General features: G+C 72.0%; 22 protein-coding genes. 12 read left to right on the top strand and 10 right to left on the bottom strand.

Annotated features, from left to right (window positions below; translation table 11 throughout):
• Nucleotides 1–130: 130 nt before the first annotated feature.
• The gene (locus F7R91_RS42365; RefSeq protein WP_191971825.1) at nt 131–304 is read left to right on the top strand and encodes a hypothetical protein; all 174 of its coding nucleotides are present in this window, start codon (nt 131–133) and stop codon (nt 302–304) included.
• A gap of 82 nt (nt 305–386) precedes the next feature.
• On the opposite strand, the gene F7R91_RS38195 is transcribed toward F7R91_RS42365, so the two are convergent.
• The gene (locus tag F7R91_RS38195; protein ID WP_150957955.1) at nt 387–1,151 is read right to left on the bottom strand and encodes a PIG-L deacetylase family protein; all 765 of its coding nucleotides are present in this window, start codon (nt 1,149–1,151) and stop codon (nt 387–389) included.
• Nucleotides 1,152–1,172: 21 nt separating this feature from the next.
• Nucleotides 1,173–2,474, bottom strand: coding sequence for an alpha/beta fold hydrolase (locus F7R91_RS38190; RefSeq protein WP_150957960.1), 1,302 nt, complete (start codon nt 2,472–2,474; stop codon nt 1,173–1,175).
• Between the two features lie 316 nt (nt 2,475–2,790).
• Between F7R91_RS38190 and F7R91_RS38185 the strand changes: the two genes are divergently transcribed.
• Genes F7R91_RS38185 through F7R91_RS38175 form a run of 3 tightly spaced genes read left to right on the top strand, consistent with a single transcriptional unit; the run spans nt 2,791 to nt 5,692 of the window.
• On the top strand, nt 2,791–3,546 hold the full coding sequence (locus F7R91_RS38185) for a (Fe-S)-binding protein (protein ID WP_150957953.1): 756 nt from the start codon (nt 2,791–2,793) through the stop codon (nt 3,544–3,546).
• Complete coding sequence (locus F7R91_RS38180; protein ID WP_150957951.1) at nt 3,543–5,045, top strand: LutB/LldF family L-lactate oxidation iron-sulfur protein; 1,503 nt, start codon at nt 3,543–3,545, stop codon at nt 5,043–5,045. Before F7R91_RS38185 ends, F7R91_RS38180 begins: the two co-directional genes overlap by 4 nt.
• On the top strand, nt 5,042–5,692 hold the full coding sequence (locus tag F7R91_RS38175) for a LutC/YkgG family protein (protein WP_150957950.1): 651 nt from the start codon (nt 5,042–5,044) through the stop codon (nt 5,690–5,692). Before F7R91_RS38180 ends, F7R91_RS38175 begins: the two co-directional genes overlap by 4 nt.
• Before the next feature lie 19 nt (nt 5,693–5,711).
• Here F7R91_RS38175 and F7R91_RS38170 read toward each other — a convergent pair whose 3' ends face one another.
• Entirely contained in the window at nt 5,712–6,326 is a 615-nt protein-coding gene (locus F7R91_RS38170) for a hypothetical protein (protein WP_150957948.1), read from the bottom strand.
• 290 nt (nt 6,327–6,616) lie between these two features.
• Between F7R91_RS38170 and F7R91_RS38165 the strand changes: the two genes are divergently transcribed.
• Both F7R91_RS38165 and F7R91_RS38160 read left to right on the top strand, forming a co-directional pair.
• Nucleotides 6,617–7,474, top strand: coding sequence for an AAA family ATPase (locus tag F7R91_RS38165; RefSeq protein WP_150957946.1), 858 nt, complete (start codon nt 6,617–6,619; stop codon nt 7,472–7,474).
• A complete protein-coding gene (locus F7R91_RS38160; RefSeq protein WP_150957944.1) occupies nt 7,471–8,835 on the top strand; it encodes a vWA domain-containing protein in 1,365 nt (454 codons plus the stop codon). The genes F7R91_RS38165 and F7R91_RS38160 overlap by 4 nt, the downstream gene beginning before the upstream one ends.
• A 118-nt stretch (nt 8,836–8,953) precedes the next feature.
• Here F7R91_RS38160 and F7R91_RS38155 read toward each other — a convergent pair whose 3' ends face one another.
• The 6 genes from F7R91_RS38155 to F7R91_RS38130 form a co-directional block, all read right to left on the bottom strand.
• Complete coding sequence (locus F7R91_RS38155; RefSeq protein ID WP_150957942.1) at nt 8,954–9,313, bottom strand: cupin domain-containing protein; 360 nt, start codon at nt 9,311–9,313, stop codon at nt 8,954–8,956.
• Between the two features lie 144 nt (nt 9,314–9,457).
• Complete coding sequence (locus tag F7R91_RS38150; RefSeq protein ID WP_150957940.1) at nt 9,458–10,456, bottom strand: threo-3-hydroxy-L-aspartate ammonia-lyase; 999 nt, start codon at nt 10,454–10,456, stop codon at nt 9,458–9,460.
• Nucleotides 10,453–11,157 (bottom strand): helix-turn-helix transcriptional regulator, encoded by a 705-nt coding sequence (locus F7R91_RS38145; protein WP_150957938.1) that lies wholly within the window; start codon nt 11,155–11,157, stop codon nt 10,453–10,455. The genes F7R91_RS38150 and F7R91_RS38145 overlap by 4 nt, the downstream gene beginning before the upstream one ends.
• A gap of 56 nt (nt 11,158–11,213) precedes the next feature.
• Nucleotides 11,214–11,501 (bottom strand): hypothetical protein, encoded by a 288-nt coding sequence (locus tag F7R91_RS38140; RefSeq protein WP_150957936.1) that lies wholly within the window; start codon nt 11,499–11,501, stop codon nt 11,214–11,216.
• A 218-nt stretch (nt 11,502–11,719) separates the two neighbouring features.
• Complete coding sequence (locus tag F7R91_RS38135; RefSeq protein WP_150957934.1) at nt 11,720–12,175, bottom strand: (2Fe-2S)-binding protein; 456 nt, start codon at nt 12,173–12,175, stop codon at nt 11,720–11,722.
• A 33-nt stretch (nt 12,176–12,208) separates the two neighbouring features.
• A complete protein-coding gene (locus tag F7R91_RS38130; protein ID WP_150957958.1) occupies nt 12,209–14,290 on the bottom strand; it encodes a xanthine dehydrogenase family protein molybdopterin-binding subunit in 2,082 nt (693 codons plus the stop codon).
• Between the two features lie 196 nt (nt 14,291–14,486).
• Between F7R91_RS38130 and F7R91_RS38125 the strand changes: the two genes are divergently transcribed.
• The 3 genes from F7R91_RS38125 (at nt 14,487) to F7R91_RS38115 (ending at nt 17,022) form a co-directional block, all read left to right on the top strand.
• Nucleotides 14,487–15,860 carry an MBL fold metallo-hydrolase gene (locus F7R91_RS38125; RefSeq protein WP_150957932.1) on the top strand — a complete coding sequence of 458 codons (1,374 nt, stop codon included), beginning with the start codon at nt 14,487–14,489 and terminating at the stop codon, nt 15,858–15,860.
• Nucleotides 15,861–15,928: 68 nt separating this feature from the next.
• Complete coding sequence (locus tag F7R91_RS38120) at nt 15,929–16,282, top strand: rhodanese-like domain-containing protein (RefSeq protein ID WP_150957929.1); 354 nt, start codon at nt 15,929–15,931, stop codon at nt 16,280–16,282.
• Nucleotides 16,279–17,022, top strand: a complete 744-nt coding sequence (locus F7R91_RS38115; protein WP_150957927.1) for a sulfite exporter TauE/SafE family protein — start codon at nt 16,279–16,281, stop codon at nt 17,020–17,022. Before F7R91_RS38120 ends, F7R91_RS38115 begins: the two co-directional genes overlap by 4 nt.
• 27 nt (nt 17,023–17,049) lie before the next feature.
• On the opposite strand, the gene F7R91_RS38110 is transcribed toward F7R91_RS38115, so the two are convergent.
• On the bottom strand, nt 17,050–17,328 hold the full coding sequence (locus F7R91_RS38110; protein WP_150957925.1) for a metal-sensitive transcriptional regulator: 279 nt from the start codon (nt 17,326–17,328) through the stop codon (nt 17,050–17,052).
• 71 nt (nt 17,329–17,399) lie between these two features.
• On the opposite strand from F7R91_RS38110, the gene F7R91_RS38105 reads away from it, so the two are divergent.
• From F7R91_RS38105 to F7R91_RS38095, 3 genes are all read left to right on the top strand, one after another.
• Complete coding sequence (locus F7R91_RS38105; protein ID WP_150957923.1) at nt 17,400–17,993, top strand: rhodanese-like domain-containing protein; 594 nt, start codon at nt 17,400–17,402, stop codon at nt 17,991–17,993.
• 128 nt (nt 17,994–18,121) lie between these two features.
• Nucleotides 18,122–19,012, top strand: a complete 891-nt coding sequence (locus F7R91_RS38100) for a DUF3152 domain-containing protein (protein ID WP_408056098.1) — start codon at nt 18,122–18,124, stop codon at nt 19,010–19,012.
• Between the two features lie 62 nt (nt 19,013–19,074).
• Complete coding sequence (locus F7R91_RS38095; protein ID WP_150957919.1) at nt 19,075–19,422, top strand: VOC family protein; 348 nt, start codon at nt 19,075–19,077, stop codon at nt 19,420–19,422.
• Nucleotides 19,423–19,444: the final 22 nt, after the last annotated feature.

The raw sequence follows: 19,444 nt of genomic DNA, 5'->3' as shown, positions 1-19,444 counted from the left end.
CAACGGCTCGATCCGCACCCACAACTCATCCTGCACGATCCACGGAAGCTGCTGACCCTTCCTCATGTACCAGTCAACAACCCCACAACCACCCACATTCCAGGGCCACTTTGTTAGGAGTTCTAAGGCCGTGTCCCCGGCTACCGCGGAGATCACGACGACGCTCTGCCGGCAGTGCGATGCCGAGGTCAGCAGGCTCAACGGCCGCTACGCCTGTCCGCTGTGCGGCTGGGTGAACCACTGGACCGAGGGGTCCACGGTCCTGCAATCCGCCGAGGACGACCCCGACTACCCCGGATCCTGACCTCTTCCCCGCCCCAATTGCCAGGCGGTTGGGGCAGTGCCGCGCCGCCCCCGGTCTCCTGACTGGGGGCGTTGTCACGTGCTCAGCGGCCGAAGACCTCAAACGCCACCGCCGGCCGGCCCCCGAATCGATCGGCGACGGCCTGCGCATTCCTAGTCAAGAAGTCACGGGCGTACTCTTCGACTGTCATACGTCCCTTAGTGGGGTCTTCGTCCGTCAACGCCTCGATGTAGGTGCGGTGTTCGAGCAGGGAGCGCACCGCGCGTTCCAGGCCGGGTGTGGCGTCCACCGCGTGGGTGGGGGTGCTGGAGCCGGCGACAGCGACCCAGCGGACCCCGTTCCACGGCTCCAGGCCCTGGCCCCCGAGCTCGGGGAAGATCCAGCGGTTGCCGGCGTCTCCGGCCGCGTCCAGCGTGGCGCGTCCCACCGCCACATGGTCCGGGGTGTTCCAGGCGACTCCGCCCCAGGTGTCCCGGTGGTTGAGGGTGATGACCAGTTCGGGGCGGTGGCGGCGGATCGCGGCGGCGATGTCACGGCGCAGGGCGGGACCGTATTCGATCACGCCGTCCCTGTGGTCGAGGAACTCCACGGACGACACCCCCACCACGGCCGCGCTCGCCCGCTGCTCCCGTTCCCGCAGCGGGCCGCAGTTCGCGGGCTCCAGGGTGTCCATGCCCGCCTCACCGCGGGTCGCCAGGACGTAGCCGATCTCACGTCCGGCGTCGGTCCAGGAGGCGATCGCCGCGGAGCAGCCGTACTCGAGGTCGTCGGGGTGTGCCACGACCGCGAGGGCGCGCTGCCAGTCGTCCGGCATGGGCTGGAGCTGAGTGATCTTCGGCTCGGTCATGTCCGCACACTAGCCGTCACCTCACACGTCGTCCCGTGTCATCGCCAGCAGCCGGTCGAGGACCCTCGGGCCGCCCGCCCGTACGCCGTCGTGCTCGAACTCGTCGGTGACCCAGGTGCGCAGGCCCCGGACGGCGCGGGCGGTTTCGAGGGAGTGGGCGGTATCGACGTACATGTCGTCGTGGTAGACGGCCGCCGCGACCGGGACCTCGTTGGAGGCGAGACGGGCGGGGTCGTACAGGGGCTGCCAGTCGGTGCGGGCGGCGAGCAGTGCGGCGGTCTCGCGCAGGGGGCGCAGGGCCGGGTCGCAGTCGAACATCCAGGGGTGGATCGTCTCGCCGGTGAACAGCAGCGGTCCGTCGCCCGCGAGGGTCTTCGCCGCGTCGAACTGCGGGAAGTCGGCGCGGACGCGTTCGGCCGACCAGGCGGTGGGCCGCTCGTCCTGGCCGTAGATCGCCTCGTGGACGAGGGCGTACAGGGGGTGGCCCGCATACGACAGGAGCCCCTGGACCTGCTCCTGGAAGGCGTCCGAGAGGACGGGTCCCTGCGGGGTGCGGACGAAGGCGTGTTCCAGGAGGTAATGGAGACGGTGGCTGCCCTCGCTGCCGCCGAGGACGATGCCGAGGGACTGGAAGGCCTCGACGGTGAGGCGGTAGCCGCTCGGCAGGACCGGCTGATGCCGGAGCACGTACTCGGCGATCTGCCGCGCGCGCTCGACGTCCTGCGGGTAGCGGGCGTAGTGCGCGGTGACCTTGCGCTCGATGCGGGGGTAGGCGGCCCGGTAGACGTCGTCGGCGTGGGCGTCGAGGGAGGGCAGGCCACCGGTGATCACGGCGGCGGTCAGGCCCTCGGGGGCGGTGGACAGATAGTGGACGGTGCAGAAGCCGCCGAAGCTCTGGCCGAGGACGGTCCAGGGGGCGCCACCGGTGACCTGGGGCCGGATCTCCTCGCAGTCCCGCACGATCGCGTCGGCCCGGAAGAGGGCCAGGTAGTCGGCCTGTTCGGCGGGGCCGCCGCGCAGCGGGAGCGTCTGACGGTTGGCGGGGGTGGAGTGGCCGGTGCCGCGCTGGTCGAGGAGCAGGACGCGGAACTCCTTCAGGGCGCGGTCGAGCCAGGACTGCCTGCCGACGAAGCGGTGGGCGCCGAAGCCGGGGCCGCCCTGGAGGTAGACCAGCCATGGGAGGTCCTGGCCCGCCTTGTCGCTCGCGACGACCTCACGGCCGTAGAGCTCGATCGTCTCCCCCGCCGGGTCGTCGTGGTCGAGGGGGACGGTGAAGTGGCGGTCGGTGAGGACGACGCCGGGCTGACGGTAGGTGAGGGGCAACAGGACTCCCGGGACGGACAGATTGCTGGCCGCATCCCAGTTCAGCACATGTTCCTCCGGCCCGCTGCCCCCGGGATCATGAAATCGTACTGAATGGGCGGTCAGCGGGCCGGCAGGCTCGGAGGCGCTCGCACGGAGATGCGTGATCCGACGGAGATGCGTGATCTGCTCGCCCGTACCGAGCCGTTGACGCGGTACGAACAGCGCGGGGACACCGCTCCATGGCGCGCCGCACAGGCCCGGCTCGCCGGGGTGTGAGGGGGCACCGTCCCGGACTACGCTTCACTCATCCGATGACCGATCACAAGGAGCCGCGATGCGTGTCGCCCTGTTCCTGACCTGCGTCAACGACACGCTCTATCCGGACACCGGGCGCGCCGTGGTGAAACTGCTGACCAGGCTGGGTGTCGAGGTCGACTTCCCGATGGCCCAGACCTGCTGCGGACAGGCGCACTACAACACCGGCTACCGCCATGAGGCGGAGCCGCTCGCCCGGCATTTCTCCGATGTCTTCGGGGGGTACGCGGCGATCGTGACGCCGTCCGGGTCGTGCGGGGCGATGGTGCGGGAGCTGTATCCGCGGATGGGCGAGCGGGCCAGGGCGGAGGGGCGCGGGGACACCCTCGCCGCCACCCTGGCACCCGTGGTCCCCAAGACGTACGAGCTGACGGAGTTTCTGGTGGACGTCCTCGGGGTGACGGACGTCGGCGCCCACTACCCGCACAAGGTGACCTACCACCCGACCTGCCACGGGCTGCGCGGGCTGGGACTGGGCGACCGTCCCCTTCGGCTGCTCCGGGCGGTGAAGGGGCTGGAGCTGGTCGAGCTGCCGGGTGCCGACGAATGCTGCGGTTTCGGCGGCACCTTCGCCCTGAAGAACTCCGACGTCTCGGGGGCGATGGGCGCAGACAAGGTACGCAACGCCGAGGCGACGGGTGCCGAGGTGCTGTGCGCGGCCGACAACTCGTGTCTGATGCACATCGGCACAACGATGGCCCGCCTGCGGACCGGCATGCGGCCGGTGCACATCGCGGAGATCCTGGCGAGCACGGAGGAGGAGCCTGCGGTATGAGCGGGACGTATCTGGGGATGCCTGCTTTTCCCCCGCCCCCGCCCCCGGCGTTTCCGGAGGCCGCGCGCGACGCCGTGCACGACCAGACCCTGCGCGGCAATCTGCGGCACGCCACCCACACCATCCGCGCCAAGCGGGCCAGGGCCGTGGCGGAGGTGTCCGACTGGGCGGCGCTGCGCGAGGCCGGTATGCGGATCAAGGATCATACGCTCCGTCATCTCGACCGCTACCTGGTGCAGTTGGAGGAGTCGGTCACGGCGGCGGGCGGCACCGTCCACTGGGCCGTCGACGCCGACGAGGCCAACCGGATCGTGGCCGGCCTGGTGAAGGCCACCGGCGAGACCGAGGTCGTCAAGGTCAAGTCGATGGCCACGCAGGAGATCGGGCTCAACGAGGCACTCGAGGCGGAGGGCATCCGCGCCTACGAGACCGATCTCGCCGAGCTGATCGTGCAGTTGGGCAGGGACCGGCCCTCGCACATCCTGGTCCCGGCGATCCACCGCAACCGCGGCGAGATCCGCGACATCTTCCGCCAGGAGATGGGCGAGTGGGGGCGCCCGGCGCCCGAGGGCCTGACCGACACACCAGCCGAGCTCGCCGAGGCGGCCCGGCTGCATCTGCGCGAGAAGTTCCTGCGCGCCAAGGTCGGTGTCTCCGGCGCCAACTTCATGGTCGCCGAGACCGGCACGCTTGTCGTGGTCGAGTCCGAGGGCAACGGACGGATGTGCCTGACCCTGCCCGAGACACTGATCTCGGTCGTGGGCATCGAGAAGATCCTGCCCACCTGGCAGGACCTGGAGGTGTTCCTGCAGACCCTCCCCCGCTCCTCCACCGCCGAGCGCATGAACCCGTACACCTCGATGTGGACCGGCACCACCGACGAGGACGGCCCGCGGACCTTCCATCTGGTCCTGCTCGACAACGGACGCACCGACACCCTCGCCGACGAGGTCGGCCGTCAGGCCCTGCGCTGCATCCGCTGCTCGGCGTGTCTCAATGTCTGCCCGGTGTACGAGCGGGCCGGCGGCCATGCGTACGGCTCGGTCTACCCGGGCCCGATCGGCGCCATCCTCAGCCCCCAACTCCGAGGCATCGCCAGTGAGATCGACGCCTCACTGCCGTACGCCTCCTCGCTGTGCGGCGCCTGCTACGAGGTGTGTCCGGTCGCCATCGACATCCCCGAGGTGCTGGTGCATCTGCGGGAACGGGTCGTCGAGGGCGGCCGGACGACACGTGAAGGCAACAAGGTGGTGCTGCGGCCCGCGAAGGGACACGCGGCCGAGCGGGCCGCCATGCGGGCGGCACGCTGGGCGTTCACCCACCCGGGCGCGCTGCGCACCGGACAGCGGCTCGCCTCCCGCACCCGCCGCTTCCATCCGCGCACGCTCCCCGGTCCCGGCCGGGCCTGGAGCGGCACCCGGGACCTTCCGCCGGTGCCGGCAGAGCCTTTCCGTGACTGGTGGCAGCGCACACACGACGGAAGGGACCGCGGCGAATGAGCAGCAGGGAGCGGATCCTGGGCCGGGTGCGGCGCGCGCTGGCGGATGTACGGCAGGACGACACGCCGTACGAGCAGGCGATCGAGCGCAGCTATGTGCGCGAGCACGGCGAGCGGAGTGCCGAGCAGACGGTCGATCTGCTGGCCGGGAACCTGGCGGACTACCGCGCCATCGTGCATCGCTGCGCGACGGACGAGCTGGCGGCGATGATCGCCGGGCTGCTGGCGGGGAGGGGCGCGCAGACCGTACTCGTACCGTCGGGGCTGGATGGGGACTGGCTCGCGGCCGTCGATGCCGAGCGCGTCCCGGACCGGGCCGAGAGCACTCCGCACGAGCTGGACCGGGTCGACAGCGTCGTCACCGCGTGTGCGGTGGCCGTCGCCGAGACCGGCACCATCGTGCTGGACGGCTCGCCGGACCAGGGCCGACGCCGTATCACTCTCGTGCCCGACCACCACATCTGTGTCGTACGGATTCCGGACCAGGTCGTCTCCTCCGTCCCGCAGGCCCTCGAACGCCTGGACCCCGCACGCCCGTTGACCTGGATCTCCGGCCCGTCGGCGACCAGTGACATCGAGCTGGACCGGGTCGAGGGGGTGCACGGGCCGCGCACCCTGGAAGTGGTGCTGGTGCACGGACCGGGGTGATGCGCGCCGACGCGGACCGTCAGGAGCAGACGACCGGGCAGCCGCGCCGTAGCACGAACTGGGCGGCCCTCAGATACAGCGCCACATAGAAGGCCGCGTCCAGGTCCTCGCTCCATGGCCCCGGCCGGGCGGCGGCCGCCTTCTTCGCCGGGCCGTCCAGGAACCATGTCGTGAGGTCGAGGTTGTCGCACGCCTCGGGCACCTCGTCCGGCAACTCGACCGCCGCCGCCAGCCGTTCCGCGAGGGCGAGCGCCTGCGGTGCGCCCCCGACCACGGACTCGTCCGTGCAGGAGGCGGCGACCGGCAGCCGGATGGGTTCGTCGAGCGACAACGGCACGAGCACCGTCCAGCCGGCCAGGAGTTCCTCCTCCTCCCGTGACAGATGGGTCCGGCACAGTGCGATGAAGCCGTCGACGCGTGGAACCAGCTTCTCCTCGAACAACAGCCCCGAGCCACGCACGAACTGCGCCGCTTCGGGGACGGAGTCGTAGGGAGGCAGACCGCGCCGTCTCAACTCCTCGTTGAGCGCCGAGGCGACCTTGCCGACCCAGCCGTCCTCCTCTTCCTCCTCCGCTGTCTCCCCGCCCGCACCGAACCACTCCTGCGCACCGACGCCGACCAGATACGTCCCCATGACCGGAAACGTACACGGCTCATCGGGCTCCCGGCCTCGGTGACGGTGTTCCGCCATTGCAGGACCGCGGTGGCGGTCTCGCCGGGGCGCAGCGCCACGGGCCGCGGCGGGGCGGCGGTTGCCTGGTCACCGGCGCTGTCACTGCGGTCGTGCACCACGGAGGGGGCGGTCGCCAGGGCGGCCGCTTGTTCCCTGTCCGTCAGCGCGTGCCAGCGGATTTTACGTGACACAGCCACTGAACAAGCGCTTAGATAGGTGTTCTGGTATCGCCGTCGAGCTGGAGGCCCCCGTTGTTCACATCCGTCGACGACGTCTCCGCGCGGCTCGCCGCCACCGGCTATCTCGCGTCGCCCGCGGTCGCCACCACCGTCTTCCTGGCCGACCGCCTCGGCAAGCCGCTCCTGGTGGAGGGCCCGGCCGGGGTCGGCAAGACGGAGCTCGCCAAGGCCGTCGCGGAGGTCGCCGGGGCCCGGCTGGTGCGACTGCAGTGCTACGAGGGCGTCGACGAGTCCCGGGCGCTGTACGAGTGGAACCACGCCAAACAGCTTCTGCGCATCAGCGCGGGCCGCGACGAGACCTGGGACGAGACCCGCACCGACATCTTCAGCGAGGAGTTCCTGCTCACGCGTCCGCTGCTGACCGCCATCCGCGGCGACGACCCCAAGGTGCTGCTGATCGACGAGACCGACAAGGCGGACATCGAGGTCGAGGGCCTGCTGCTGGAGGTGCTCAGCGACTTCCAGGTCACGGTTCCCGAGCTGGGCACGATCACCGCGACCCGCCGCCCCTTCGTCGTCCTCACCTCCAACGCGAGCCGCGAGCTGTCCGAGGCCCTGCGCCGCCGCTGTCTCTTCCTCCACATCGGCTTCCCCGACGAGGAGCTGGAGCGCCGGATCGTACGGCTGAAGGTGCCCGGCCTGGACGCGGCGCTGGCCGAGTCGGTGGTCCGCGTGGTCGGGGCGCTGCGCGCGATGGACCTGCGGAAGGTGCCCTCGGTCGCCGAGACCATCGACTGGGCGCACACGCTGCTCGCGCTGGGTGCCGACACGCTCGACGAGACCGTCGTACGCGACAGCATGGGCGTCCTGCTCAAGCATCAGGACGACGTCCTCAAGGCGGCCGCCAAGCTCGACCTGGACGCCGTGTGACCGCCCCCTCGGCGGGCGCCGTCTCGGACCGGCTGACGGGCCTGGTGGCCGCACTGCGCGCGCACGGCGTCCGGATCGGGACCGGCGAGACCGTGGACGCGGCCCAGGCGGTGGCGGCGCTGGGGCTGGCCGACCGCGAGCTGCTGCGCGAGGGGCTGGCCGCGACGCTGTTGCACGGCACCGGTCAGCGGCAGGTGTTCGACCCGGTCTTCGACCTGTACTTTCCGCGGGGCGTCGGCGGGCCCGACGGGGAGTCCGCGGACCGCGAGGACCTGCGTGAGCGTCTGGCGTCCGCGCTCGCCTCGGGCGACCAGGCCCTGATGGCCGGGCTGGCCGCGGAGGCCGTCGACGGACTCGGGGGATACGGTGCCTCCCCGGGGTCGGACGGCTGGTCGTCGTACCAGACACTGGACCGGCTGCGCCCGCAGACCCTGCTCGCCCGGGTACGGGACGACATCCGGGCCCGGAGCGGCGGTCCGGAGTTCGCGGACCGGCTGCTGGACGACGAGATCCGGCGGCGCATCGAGGTGTTCCGGGGGCTGGTGGCCGCGGAGGCGCGCCGCCGGGTGGCCGAGCGGCGCGGCCGGGACGAGATCGCCCGGCGGGCGGTGGCCCCGACGGCCGACCGGGTCGACTTCCTGTTCGCCGGCAAGGCCCAACTGGCCGAACTGCGCAGGACGGTTCAGCCGCTGGCGCGCAAGCTCGCCACACGGCTCGCCGCCCGCCGTCGCCGGGCCGCCCGCGGCAGCATCGATCTGCGGCGGACCCTGCGCGGTTCGCTGTCGACGGGCGGTGTGCCGATGCGTCCGGTGCTGCGCCGGCGCCGTCCGGCCCGGCCCGAACTGGTGCTGCTGTGCGATGTGTCGGGGTCCGTGTCCGGCTTCTCCGACTTCACGATGCTGCTGGTGCAGGCGCTGCACGACCAGTTCAGCAAGGTGCGGGTGTTCGCCTTCGTCAACCGGATCGACGAGGTGACCGGGCTGCTCGTGCACGGCGCGGCCGATCCGGAGGGGCTCGGCGCCCGTATCCGGGCGGAGGCCACGCTCACGGGCTGGCACGGCAGCAGCGACTACGGTGTCGCGCTGGGCGAGTTCGCCGAGCGCCATGAGAACGCGGTCGGCCCGCGCACCACGGTGTTCGTCCTCGGTGACGCCCGTACGAACATGAGCGACCCCAATCTGCCGGCCCTGCGGCACATCGCCGAGCGAGCCCGCCGGACCTACTGGCTGAACCCCGAGCAGCGTTCCCAGTGGGGCACGGGCGACTCCGCGGCTCCCGCCTACGCAGGCCTGGTCGACATGCACGAGTGCCGTACGGCCCGGCAGCTCGGCACGCTGGTCACACGCCTGCTGCCGGTGTGAGGCGTCGGACTGCACCCCTCATTCCGGGGGCGTGGGGTTTGTCCCTGATGTGCCTGCCGGTGCGGCTCCGTGCGGCCTCGGTCAGCGCGTACGACATGCTGCCGGCGGCCCGAGTTGCCTAGTCGGCCTTCGCGTAGTCCTTGGCCATCTGGCCCGCGAAGTCGTACACCACGCACTGCTCGTCGCCGACGACCCAGGCGTCGTGGCCGGGCGGTACCACGAAGACGTCGCCGGGGCCCAGTTCGCCCTCGCCGCCGTCGTCCATCCGGACGCGCATACGCCCTTCCACCACGTAACCGTTGTGGTGGACCTCGCAGCTCTTGGTCCCGGCGATGGGCCCCACCGACTCGGACCAGCGCCAGCCGGGTTCGAAGGTGGCGATGGCGAAGTCCAGTCCGCTCATATGGACCGCTTCGAGGTGGCCCCGCGGGAAATCGCGGCGCTCATCCGGCTTGTCGAGCGTCTTCACCTCAAACATGACGCCTCTCCCTTCCGGCCGTGCTCCGTACGGCCGGGGCCGGTCTCCGTCTCCCGGCCGCCGGACGCGGCGCAGGCGGGTCGGCCCCCACGCAACCATCGTCCGCCCGGTCGGCCGGGACTGCCATTCGGTGACGGAGCCGCGTCAGTCCCCGCTGCCCGTGTCGTTCTTCGCGTTCCCGCAGAGTCGTGCGAAGCGTTCGGCGTCGATGTTTCCGCCCGAAATGATCACGCCGATCCGCTGGGGCAGGCGGCCCGCACGGCCGGCGAGCAGGACGGCCAGCGGGGTGGCCCCGCTCGGTTCCACGACGATCTTCAGTCGTTCGAACGCGAAACGCATCCCGTCCTTGATCTCGTCGTCGGAGACCAGGGCGATGTCGTCGACGAGCCGCCGGTTCACGGAGAAGGTGAGCTCTCCGGGGGTGTGCAGGGCCTGTCCGTCGGCGATCGTGTGGGGCACGGGGATGCTGACGCGCCGCCCCGCCTCCAGGGAGCGCTTGGTGTCGTCCCCGGCCTCCGGCTCGACACCGATCACCCGGATCCCCGGATACAGACCCTTGGCGGCCGTGGCGCTGCCGGCGATCAGCCCGCCGCCGCCGACCGGAGCGAGCAGGGCATCCAACTCCCCCACCTCTTCGAGAAGTTCAAGGGCGGCGGTGCCCTGCCCGGCCATGACGTGCGGGTGCTCGTAGGGCGGGATGAGCGCGAGACCCCGCTCGGCGGCCAGGGCCCGGCCGATGGACACGCGGTCCTCGGTGTAGCGGTCGTAGGTGACGATCTCGGCGCCGTAGCCGAGGGTGGCGTCCCGCTTGGAGCGCGGAGCGTCCTCGGGCATGACGATCACCGCGGTCGTGCCGAGTTCCCGGGCTGCCAGGGCGACGGCCTGGGCGTGGTTCCCGGAGGAGTAGGCGGCGATTCCCCGGGCCAGTTGCCCAGGGCTGAGCCGGGAGGCCGCGTTGTAGGCGCCCCGGAACTTGAAGGCCCCCACACGCTGGAAGTTCTCACACTTGAGGTGGACTTCGGCGCCCACGAGGGCGTCGAGGGTACGCGAGCGCAGGACCGGTGTGCGGTGGGCGACGCCTTTGATCCGGGCGGCGGCGTCACGGACGTCGTCGAGGGTGACCGGCGGGGTGGTCGTCGTCATGCGTGTCCTCCGTCGGACGTCGGGGCGGTCCGGGCGATCGGAGCTGTCCGGGCTGTCGTGGCGCGGGCCTGTGCGAGGTAGCTGTAGGCGCTGGCACGGGAGATGCCGAGCCTCGCCGCGACCTGCTCCACCGCGCGCCGGACGGCGAACACGCCGCGCTCGTCCAGGCCGCGGAAGAGGCCGAGTCGCTGCTCGCGGTCGAGCGTCGCCCAGGTCAGGTCCTGCCGGAGCTGTTGGGCGTCGAGGATGGCCTCGACGACGGAGTCGATGTCGTTGCCGAAGGTGGTGACCGGCGGCTCGTCCGGGTCCCGCGCGAGCCCGGCCAGCGCGCCCAGCAGGGTGTGGGCCTCGGTGACCGCGGTGACGTCGAGGTTGACGCAGAGCGCGCCGAACACCGCGCCCGTCGAGTCCCGCAGGACCATCGTGGACGACTTGACCAGCTTTCCGGTCCCCGTCCGGGTCAGGTAGTTGAGATCGTCGCCGGCCTCGTCGCCCCGGGCGAGGATCCGCATGCCGATCTCGCTCATCGCTCCGCCCACGGCACGCCCGGTCACCGAGCCGGCGACGGCGACGACCGACTCCTCGGGCCGCCGGTAGTCGTGCAGCACCACCTCGCACACCGGGCCGAAGGTCGCGGCGATCCCGTCGGCGACAGGGCCCACCGCGGCGATGATCGCGTCCCGCTCCGCATCCAGACCCATTCGGCAGCCACCGCCTCTTCCTCACCTCTGACCTGCGACGCCAGGCTAACGTCAGACTACAGGTCCAAGTCTTGGACGAACAGTCCAGGAAGGTTCCAGCCGACCGGGGTGGAGGCTCCCTCGACCGGGACGGAGGTCTCCGCGCCGGGACGGAGGCTCCCTGCGCCGGGACCGAGGCTCACGACCTGCACGTCAACGACCGTGGCTCCGACTCCGGCCAGGAGCTCCGACTCCGGCCGGGAGCTCGGCCGCCGGCCCTGCTCGGCCTCAAGCCAGGGCCGGTCCAGCCCGGCCGCAACGCCCGCCGCGCCGTCGGCGGCGGTCGCCAACCGCGGATCGGCCACGCCCGGCAGCGCCACGACTCGCGCGGCGAGCGGGCGGGTAGGGCGCAGGACATGGTGGCGCGGCTCCTGCCGCCCTGGACGGCGACGGCACGCACTGACGGCGGCGACCAGGGCGGCGCCGTCCCTCCCGTCGGACGCAAGGCCGACCCTGGCCCCCGCGGGACTTACGGGTGCTCGTCACCGCCGGGCCGGGCGAACCCGGCGTACGAGTCCCCTTGTCAGCCCTTCGCCGACGCCTTCTTGATGGCCTCGCGGATGCGGGAGTACGTGCCGCAGCGGCAGACGTTCTCGATGCGGTCGATGTCGGCGTCCGTCGGCTCGGTCGTCCGTTCCAGCAGGGCCGCCGCGGCCATGATCTGGCCCGGCTGGCAGAAGCCGCACTGCGCGACGTCGCAGTCCAGCCAGGCCTGTTGCACGGGGTGGAGGGTGTCGCCGTCGGCCAGGCCCTCGATCGTGGTGACCTTGCGGTCCGCGCAGTCCGCGACCGGGACGATGCAGGGCTGGATCTCCGCGCCGTCGAGATGGCTGGTGCAGGCCCGGCAGACGCCCACGCCGCAGCCGTACTTGGGGCCGGTGACGTTCAGCAGGTCGCGCAGCACCCACAGCAGCGGCATGTCGGCGGGTGCCTCGACGGTGACCGGCTTTCCGTTGAGGACGAAGGAGTGGGAGGGCATCGGTACCTTCTCGGACGGTGAGCGGAAAGTCGGTCAGAAGTTGATCGGGAAACGGCGGGGCTTGGTACCGGTCGCGCGGGCGTAGGCGTTGGCCACGGCGCCGGCCGCGGCCGGGACACCGAGTTCGCCGGCCCCGCCGGGCTCGCCCCGCGACGGCATGATGTGCGCCTCGAAGTGCAGCGGGGCGTGCCGTTGGCGGGCCCACTCGAAGTCGGCGAAGCTCTTCTCGCGCACCGCGCCCCGGTCGATGTGCAGGCCGGCCCGGAGCACGGTGGAGATGCCGTCGACGGCGGTTCCCATCAACTGGGCTTCCAGCCCGCGCGGGTTGACGGCGGTTCCGACGTCGGCCGCCATCACCACCTTGGTCACCCGGGGGTTCTTCGGGTCGGAGGCGTCGATCTCGACCAGGCAGGCCACGCAGGAGCCGTACTCCTCGTGGACGGCGACGCCCTGCCCATGGCCGTCCGGCAGGGTCCGGCCCCAGTGTCCGGCGGACGCGACCTTGTCGAGTACGGCTTTGACTTCCCTGCTTCTGAGCGTGGTCCGCCGGAACGCGACGGGGTCCTTGCCCAGTTTCGCGGCGACCTCGTCCACCACGATCTCCTCCGCGGTGCGCATCGTCCCGGAGTCGACCGACCGCCAGGCGCCGAGCGGCATCGCCAGCTCGACCGAGCCCGAATCCCCGGACAGGCGCCCGAAGTTGTACAGGCCGCTGTCGCTGGGCAGGGGTCCCGCGGCGCGGACGGCCGCCGCGCCCTGGGCGGACGCGCCCTCGAACGACTCGCTCACCGAGGCCGTCGCATGGGCGAAGGCCACCACCCTGCCCCGGGCGTGACTGGCCCGTATCCGGTGGTGGGAGGCCGGGCGCATCCGGCCGTGCCGGATGTCGTCGGCGCGGCTCCACATCAGTTTGACCGGCTGCTTCGCCTTCTTCGAGATGAGGGCCGCCTCGATCGCGGCGTCGTAGTTGAGGCGGCGTCCGAACGAACCTCCGCCGCGCACGACATGGACCCGGACCTTCGACTCCCGCAGCCCGACCGCCGCGGCGATGGTGCTCCGGGCCTCCATCGGTGTCTGCGAGGAGAACCAGATCTCGGCACGGTCGGCGCGTACGTCCGCCACCGCGGTCAGCACCTCCATCGGGGCATGGCTGACGAAGGCGAACGCGAACTCGGCCTCGACCTGCGCCGATCCGCTGGGCGGAGTGCCGAGCCGGGGGACGGCGGTGCGCAGCCGCGAGCGGATGGCGGCGTCGGACAGCCGTGCCAGCGGGCCCGGCGCCCAGGTGATCTTCAGGGCGTCGCGGGCCTTGAAGGCGTGGTGGAAGGAGTCCGCCACGACGGCGACACCACCGGCGATCTTGACGATCGCGCGGACGCCCGGCATCGCGCGGGCCTCCCGGTCGTCGACGGTGACGGCCTTCCCGCCGATCGTCGGCGGCCGGGCCACGACCGTCGGCCTGGCCCCGGCCGCCGTCAGGTCTCCGGCGAACTTCGCCTTGCCGGTGACGATGTCCCGCGCGTCGATGCGGGTCGTCGGCCGCCCGATCACCCGGTGCCGGGACGCCGGCTTCGGCTTGCCCGGCACATCCGTCCGGCGGATACGGGCCGCCCTCGCCGTCAGGGACCCGAAGGTGGCCGTACGGCCGTCCGGTGCGACGACCATGGTGTCCCTGGTGCGCAGGGTGCGTGCCGGCAGGTTCCACCGCCGGGCGGCGGCGGTCACCAGCCGGGCGCGGGCGACGGCCGCCAGCTGCCGGGCCGGACCGTACAGCGAGCTGACCGAGTTCGAACCGCCGGTGAACTGGTTGCCCTTGGTCCGGGCGTCGGCGAGCGGGATGTCGACGTCGACGAGCCGGGCGTCGAGCTCCTCGGCGATCATCATGGCGACCGCGGTCGTGACGCCCTGGCCGACCTCGGCGCGCGGCAGCCGTACGACGACCTTGTTGGCCCGGGTGACCTCCAGGACCAGTCTCTCCTCGTCGGTGCCGGTCACCAGGACGTCGGAGGGCCGTGCGGCACCGTCGGCGGTCTCCTCGGCGCCCTGCGCGGACGGGGTGTCACAGCCGAGCGGCGCGGCGATGGTCAGGGTGGTCGCCGCGAGTGAGTAGACCACGAACTTCCGGCGGGACAGCTGACGGGCCAACAGACACTCCTCTCCGAGAGCACGGGTCGGTTCCTCTGGTATGAGGCGTCCGTGCTCCGCGAGGTTCCCTGCGTGCGTGACCCATCCTTTTCCAATACCCCATGGGGTATCTGTTACGGTGGATGACAGATACCCCCTGGGGTACCCGCTCACGTAGGGAGAGGCCGTGTTTTTCGTCGACGTACTGGAGACCGAGGGTCTGGGCAACCGCAGCTATCTGGCGGGCGGCCCCCGTACGGCGGTGGTCGTGGACCCGCCACGGGACATCGACCGCGTGATCGCCGAGGCGGCACGGCGCGGCGTGCGGATCGTGGCCGTGGCCGAGACCCATGTGCACAACGACTACGTGACCGGCGGCCTCGAGCTGGCCCGGCTGACGGGGGCGCGTTATCTGGTCCCGGCCGGGGCCGCGGTGGCGTACGCACGTGTGCCGGTCACCGACGGGGACGAGGAGCCGGTCGACGAGGATCTGGTCCTGCGGGCCGTGGCCACCCCCGGTCACACGCCGCACCACACCTCCTACGTCCTTCAGGAGTCGGGCCGGCCGGCGGCCGTCTTCACCGGCGGTTCACTGCTGATCGGCAGCGTGGGCCGGCCCGACCTCGTCGAGCCACGGCTGACCGAGCAGCTGGCCCGCGCACAGCACGCCTCGGCGCACCGGCTCGCGGAGGAGCTGGACGACGAGGTGGCCGTCATGCCCACCCATGGCTTCGGCAGCTTCTGCTCCTCGTCCCAGGCCCAGGGCTCACGGAGCACGATCGGCGCGGAGAAGGCGTCCAACCCGGTGCTCGTCCAGGACGTGGACACATTCGTCAAGGACCTGCTGGCGGGGCTGGACGACATCCCCGCCTACTACGCGCACATGGGCCCGGCCAATGCCGAAGGCCCCGCCCCGCTGGACCTGACCCCGCCGCGGCCTGCCGACGCGGGCGAGATCGCCCGGCGTCTCGCGGCGGGCGAGTGGGTCGTGGATCTGCGCAGCCGGGTGGCGTTCGCCGCCGGGCATGTGGCCGGGACGTTCAACTTCGAGGTGGACGGGCAGCCGGCGACGTATCTGGCGTGGATGATCCCTTGGGGCAAGCCGGTGACGCTGCTCGCCAAGAGCGCCGAGGACGTCGCGCGCGCCCAGCGGGAGATCGCCCGGGTGGGCATCGACCGGCCGGCCGCGGCCGCCGTCGGCTCCCCGGCCGACTGGGTCGCCGACGGAAGGCGGCCGGCCTCGTTCCGGCGGGCCACGTTCGCCGAGCTGGCCGCGGCGCGTGAGCGCGGCGAGCACATGGTGGTGGTCGACGTGCGCCGGGACGCCGAGCGCGCGGACGGCTGGATCGAGGGCAGCGTCCACCTCCCCGTCCACCGGATCCACCGCCGGCTGGGCGAGGTGCCCGACGGCACGGTGTGGGTGCACTGCGCGGGCGGGATGCGGGCGGCCATCGCCGCGTCCGTGCTCGACGCCGCGGGCCGCGACGTGGTGGCCGTCGACGACGACTACGCCCGGGCGGCCGAGGCCGGCCTCGCGCTCGTCCCCCCTGCCGCCAACTGACCGCGCCACAGCGCCGGTCCGGACCGACGGCCGGTCCTGGCGGCCGGCGCGGACCCGAGGAACGAATGATGCCCTTCTCTCCCCATGGCCCCGGCCGTATCACGGTCGCCCGGGCCCACCGACTGCTCCGGGACGGTACGGCCGTCCTGGTCGACGTCCGCGAGGCGGACGAGTACCGGGCCGGTCACGCGCCCGGTGCGCTGTTCGTGCCACTGTCGCACCTGGCCGCCGGGGCGGCGGCCGTTCCCGACGGGAAGGACCTGGTGCTGATCTGCCGCTCGGGCAACCGCTCACGGCAGGCGGCCGCGCTGCTGGCCGAGCGGGGTGTGGCGGCGGTGGACGTGATCGGCGGCATGCTCGACTGGGCCGCCGGGGGCCTCCCGGTCCAGGACGCGCACGGAGCCGCCGGGACCGTCGTATGACCGCGGTCGTCCTGGCCCTGCTCGCCGGCGGAGTGGTCGGCCTCGCCCTGGGCGCCCTGGGTGCGGGCGGCAGCATCCTCACCGTCCCCGCCCTGATCTATCTGCTCGGCTTCAGCCCGGCCGCGGCGACCACCGCCGGTCTGGTCATCGTGATCGTCACCTCGGTGACCGCCCTGCTGGGCCATGCGCGGGCGGGAGCGGTGCGCTGGCGGGCCGGTCTGCTGTTCGCGGCGGCCGGACTGCTGCCCGCCGCCGTGGCCGGCGCCCTGTCCTCGCGCCTCCCGCAGCCCGTGCTGACCCTGATGTTCGCGGCGCTGGCCGGACTGGCCGCCCTGCGCATGCTGCGCCGCCGCGCCCCGCGCGGGAGCGGCAGGGTGTCGGCCGTCCGTGCTGCGGGGGCCGGGGCCGGGCTGGGCGCGGTGACCGGGTTCCTCGGGGTCGGCGGCGGCTTCCTGGCCGTACCGGCGCTGGTGACCGTGCTGGCCGTGCCGATGAGCGCGGCCGTGGGCACGAGTCTGCTGGTCATCGTCACCAACGCGCTGGTGGCTCTCGCGGCCCGGGCGTTCACCGCCGTGGACGTGGACTGGGCGCTGATCACGCCGTTCCTGGCGACCGCCGTGCTGGGCGCCTGGGACGGCAGGCGACTGACCGCCAAGGTCTCCGCGGCGACACTCCAGCGTGTGTTCGGCACGGTACTGCTGGGTGTCGCCCTGGCCATGGGCACGGCGACCGTGCTGTGACACAGGCGCTCGGCCGGTTGTTCCACCTCAGGCCAGGGAGAGGAACAGCTTCTCCAGGCGGGCCCGCATCTGGGCGGAGTCCCGCACCTGAGGGTCCTCATCGGTCATGCACTGCTGGAGTCCGGTCGCGATGATCGAGAACCCTGCCCGGTCCAGGGCCCGGGAGACCGCCGCGAGCTGGGTGACCACGTCCTCGCAGTCCCTGCCCTCCTCGATCATCCGGATCACTCCCGCGAGCTGGCCCTGGGCCCGCCGCAGCCGGTTGAGCGCCGACTTCAGCTCCTCGGCCGACATGTCGAGTTGCACACTTCCTCCTCTTGCATACCCCCGTGGGTATCCTACCGCGCGGGGAACACATCACAGAAAGGTTCTGTTCCGTGACCACCCCCACCACGCTGACCCCCGCCCAGGCCACCGACCGTCTCGGCGAGTTCACCGTCGTCGACGTGCGCACCCCCGGCGAGTACGCGGGCGGCCATGTCCCCGGCGCCCACAACATCCCGCTGGACCGGCTCGACGAGGCCGCGCATGCCCTGAAGGCCGCGGCCGCGCGCGGGCCGCTGCTGATCGTATGCGCTTCCGGGGCCCGGGCCGCCAAGGGCTGCGAGCGGCTGGCGGCGCTGGGTGTCGCGGCGGCCACGCTGGAGGGCGGCACAAGCGCCTGGGAGACGGCCGGCCGGCCCGTCGAACATCCTGCCACGGCCCGCGCCCGTGCCCCCTGGCCCATGGACCGCCAGGTCCGCCTCACCGCCGGAACACTCGTGTTCCTCGGCTTCGTCGCGGGCCTGGCCTGGCCGCCCGCGCACTGGCTGTCCGGTCTGGTCGGCGCCGGCCTGCTTTTCTCCGGCGTGACCAACACCTGTGGCATGGCGGCCCTGTTGTCCAGGCTCCCGCGCAACCGGCCGCCCAAGGACGCGGTTTCCTTCGAGGAAACGCTGCTGCGACTGACGGCCGGACCCGCCGCTGAGTGACCTTCCCCACGTGCACGGGCCTCCAAGAGCCGTCCGGTAAACGGATGTCGGCGCCGCTGCGTACCACTGCGGTGGAACGGCACGACCAGGCCGTCCGTCTTGTACGACGATCATCCAGGAGGCCTGCCGTGGTACAGCCCGCAACCCGCCAGTTCGACCGGACGCGCAGTTCAGGCGGATCCGCACCGGGAGGCCGCACGCGCCGAACCCGCCGTCGCGCGCGTTCCCGCAGGCCCACCGCCCGTGTGCTCTGGGCAGGCACGGCGTTGAGTGCCGTGATCGTCTCCACGGCCGTCGCCGTCGTGTACTGGAAGGAGACCCGCACCCCGGCGAGCCACGGCACCGGCACCCGGGACGGCGCAGCCGGGCCGGGTACGTTACCGAGCCCGTCCGACGATCCCGGCGTGTCCACCGCACCGACCACGGCCTCCACCGCTTCCCCGATCGCCGTTCCCGCCACCGGACCGGGCACCTTCACCGCTGCCCGCGCCAGCGGCAAGGCGGTCGGGGAAGGCAAGCTGGTACGGCGCTACAAGGTGCTCGTCGAGGACGGCATCGACATCCGCCCGGAGTCGGCAGCGGCCGAGATATCCGCGGTCCTGGCCGACCGCCGGGGCTGGACCCGCGACGGTGTCAACTCCTTCCAGCTGGTCCGCTCGGGCTCCTACGACTTCCTGGTGAAGATCGCCACCCCGGGCACGGTGGACAGCATCTGCGGAGCGGCGGGGCTGCGGACCGAGGGCAAGGTCAACTGCAGCGTCGGGACGGACGTGGTGGTCAACCTCAAGCGGTGGGTGCGGGGCTCCCCGGAGTTCGACGGGCCGATCGGCGAGTACCGTGCGCTGATCGTCAACCACGAGGTCGGCCACCGTATCGGCCACGGCCATGAGACCTGCCCCGGACCCGGCCGCCCCGCACCGGCGATGATGCAGCAGATCAAGGGCCTCAAGGGCTGCGTCGCCAACGCCTGGCCCTACGACGACAACGGCACGTACCTCGACGGTCCCTCCGCCCCCTGACGGGCCCTCCGCTACGCTGGCCCGGTCCTCGGACGCGCCGACCTGACCACCGGAGCCGCGAGATGTACGTCCGCCGAGTCGTCCCCAACATCCAGTCGGAGGCGCAGAAGGAGAGCTCGGAGTTCTATGGCGTGCTGGGCTTCGAGGAGGTCATGAACCTCGGGTGGATCATGACCCTCGCGTCCGCCGAGAACCCCGCCGTCCAGGTCAGCCTGATGAGCGAGGACCGGACGGCACCCGTCGTGCCCGACATGAGCATCGAGGTCGAGGACGTCGATGCGGCGTACGCCGCCATGCGGGAGCGCGGTGCGGAGATCGTCCACCCGCTGACCGACGAGGAGTGGGGCGTGCGCCGCTTCTTCGTACGGGACCCCAACGGCCGTGTGGTCAACGTCCTGAGCCACAGCTGACCGTACGCGTCGGGCACACGTC

The sequence above is a fragment of the Streptomyces luteolifulvus genome (genome assembly GCF_008806595.1).
GTDB classification, from domain to species: Bacteria; Actinomycetota; Actinomycetes; order Streptomycetales; family Streptomycetaceae; genus Streptomyces; species Streptomyces luteolifulvus.
The sequence above is the reverse complement of the archived record's forward strand: the minus strand, read 5'-3'. Positions and strand labels throughout refer to the sequence as shown.

What these genes read in the sequence shown, in the direction of transcription:
- F7R91_RS38145 (WP_150957938.1), bottom strand. Translation starts at nt 11,157, where the DNA reads ATGGGTCTGGATGCGGAGCGGGACGCGATCATCGCCGCGGTGGGCCCT.
- F7R91_RS38175 (WP_150957950.1), top strand. Translation starts at nt 5,042, where the DNA reads ATGAGCAGCAGGGAGCGGATCCTGGGCCGGGTGCGGCGCGCGCTGGCG.
- F7R91_RS38185 (WP_150957953.1), top strand. Translation starts at nt 2,791, where the DNA reads ATGCGTGTCGCCCTGTTCCTGACCTGCGTCAACGACACGCTCTATCCG.
- F7R91_RS38095 (WP_150957919.1), top strand. Translation starts at nt 19,075, where the DNA reads ATGTACGTCCGCCGAGTCGTCCCCAACATCCAGTCGGAGGCGCAGAAG.
- F7R91_RS38120 (WP_150957929.1), top strand. Translation starts at nt 15,929, where the DNA reads ATGCCCTTCTCTCCCCATGGCCCCGGCCGTATCACGGTCGCCCGGGCC.
- F7R91_RS38115 (WP_150957927.1), top strand. Translation starts at nt 16,279, where the DNA reads ATGACCGCGGTCGTCCTGGCCCTGCTCGCCGGCGGAGTGGTCGGCCTC.
- F7R91_RS38170 (WP_150957948.1), bottom strand. Translation starts at nt 6,326, where the DNA reads ATGGGGACGTATCTGGTCGGCGTCGGTGCGCAGGAGTGGTTCGGTGCG.
- F7R91_RS38180 (WP_150957951.1), top strand. Translation starts at nt 3,543, where the DNA reads ATGAGCGGGACGTATCTGGGGATGCCTGCTTTTCCCCCGCCCCCGCCC.
- F7R91_RS38135 (WP_150957934.1), bottom strand. Translation starts at nt 12,175, where the DNA reads ATGCCCTCCCACTCCTTCGTCCTCAACGGAAAGCCGGTCACCGTCGAG.
- F7R91_RS38155 (WP_150957942.1), bottom strand. Translation starts at nt 9,313, where the DNA reads ATGTTTGAGGTGAAGACGCTCGACAAGCCGGATGAGCGCCGCGATTTC.
- F7R91_RS38195 (WP_150957955.1), bottom strand. Translation starts at nt 1,151, where the DNA reads ATGACCGAGCCGAAGATCACTCAGCTCCAGCCCATGCCGGACGACTGG.
- F7R91_RS38150 (WP_150957940.1), bottom strand. Translation starts at nt 10,456, where the DNA reads ATGACGACGACCACCCCGCCGGTCACCCTCGACGACGTCCGTGACGCC.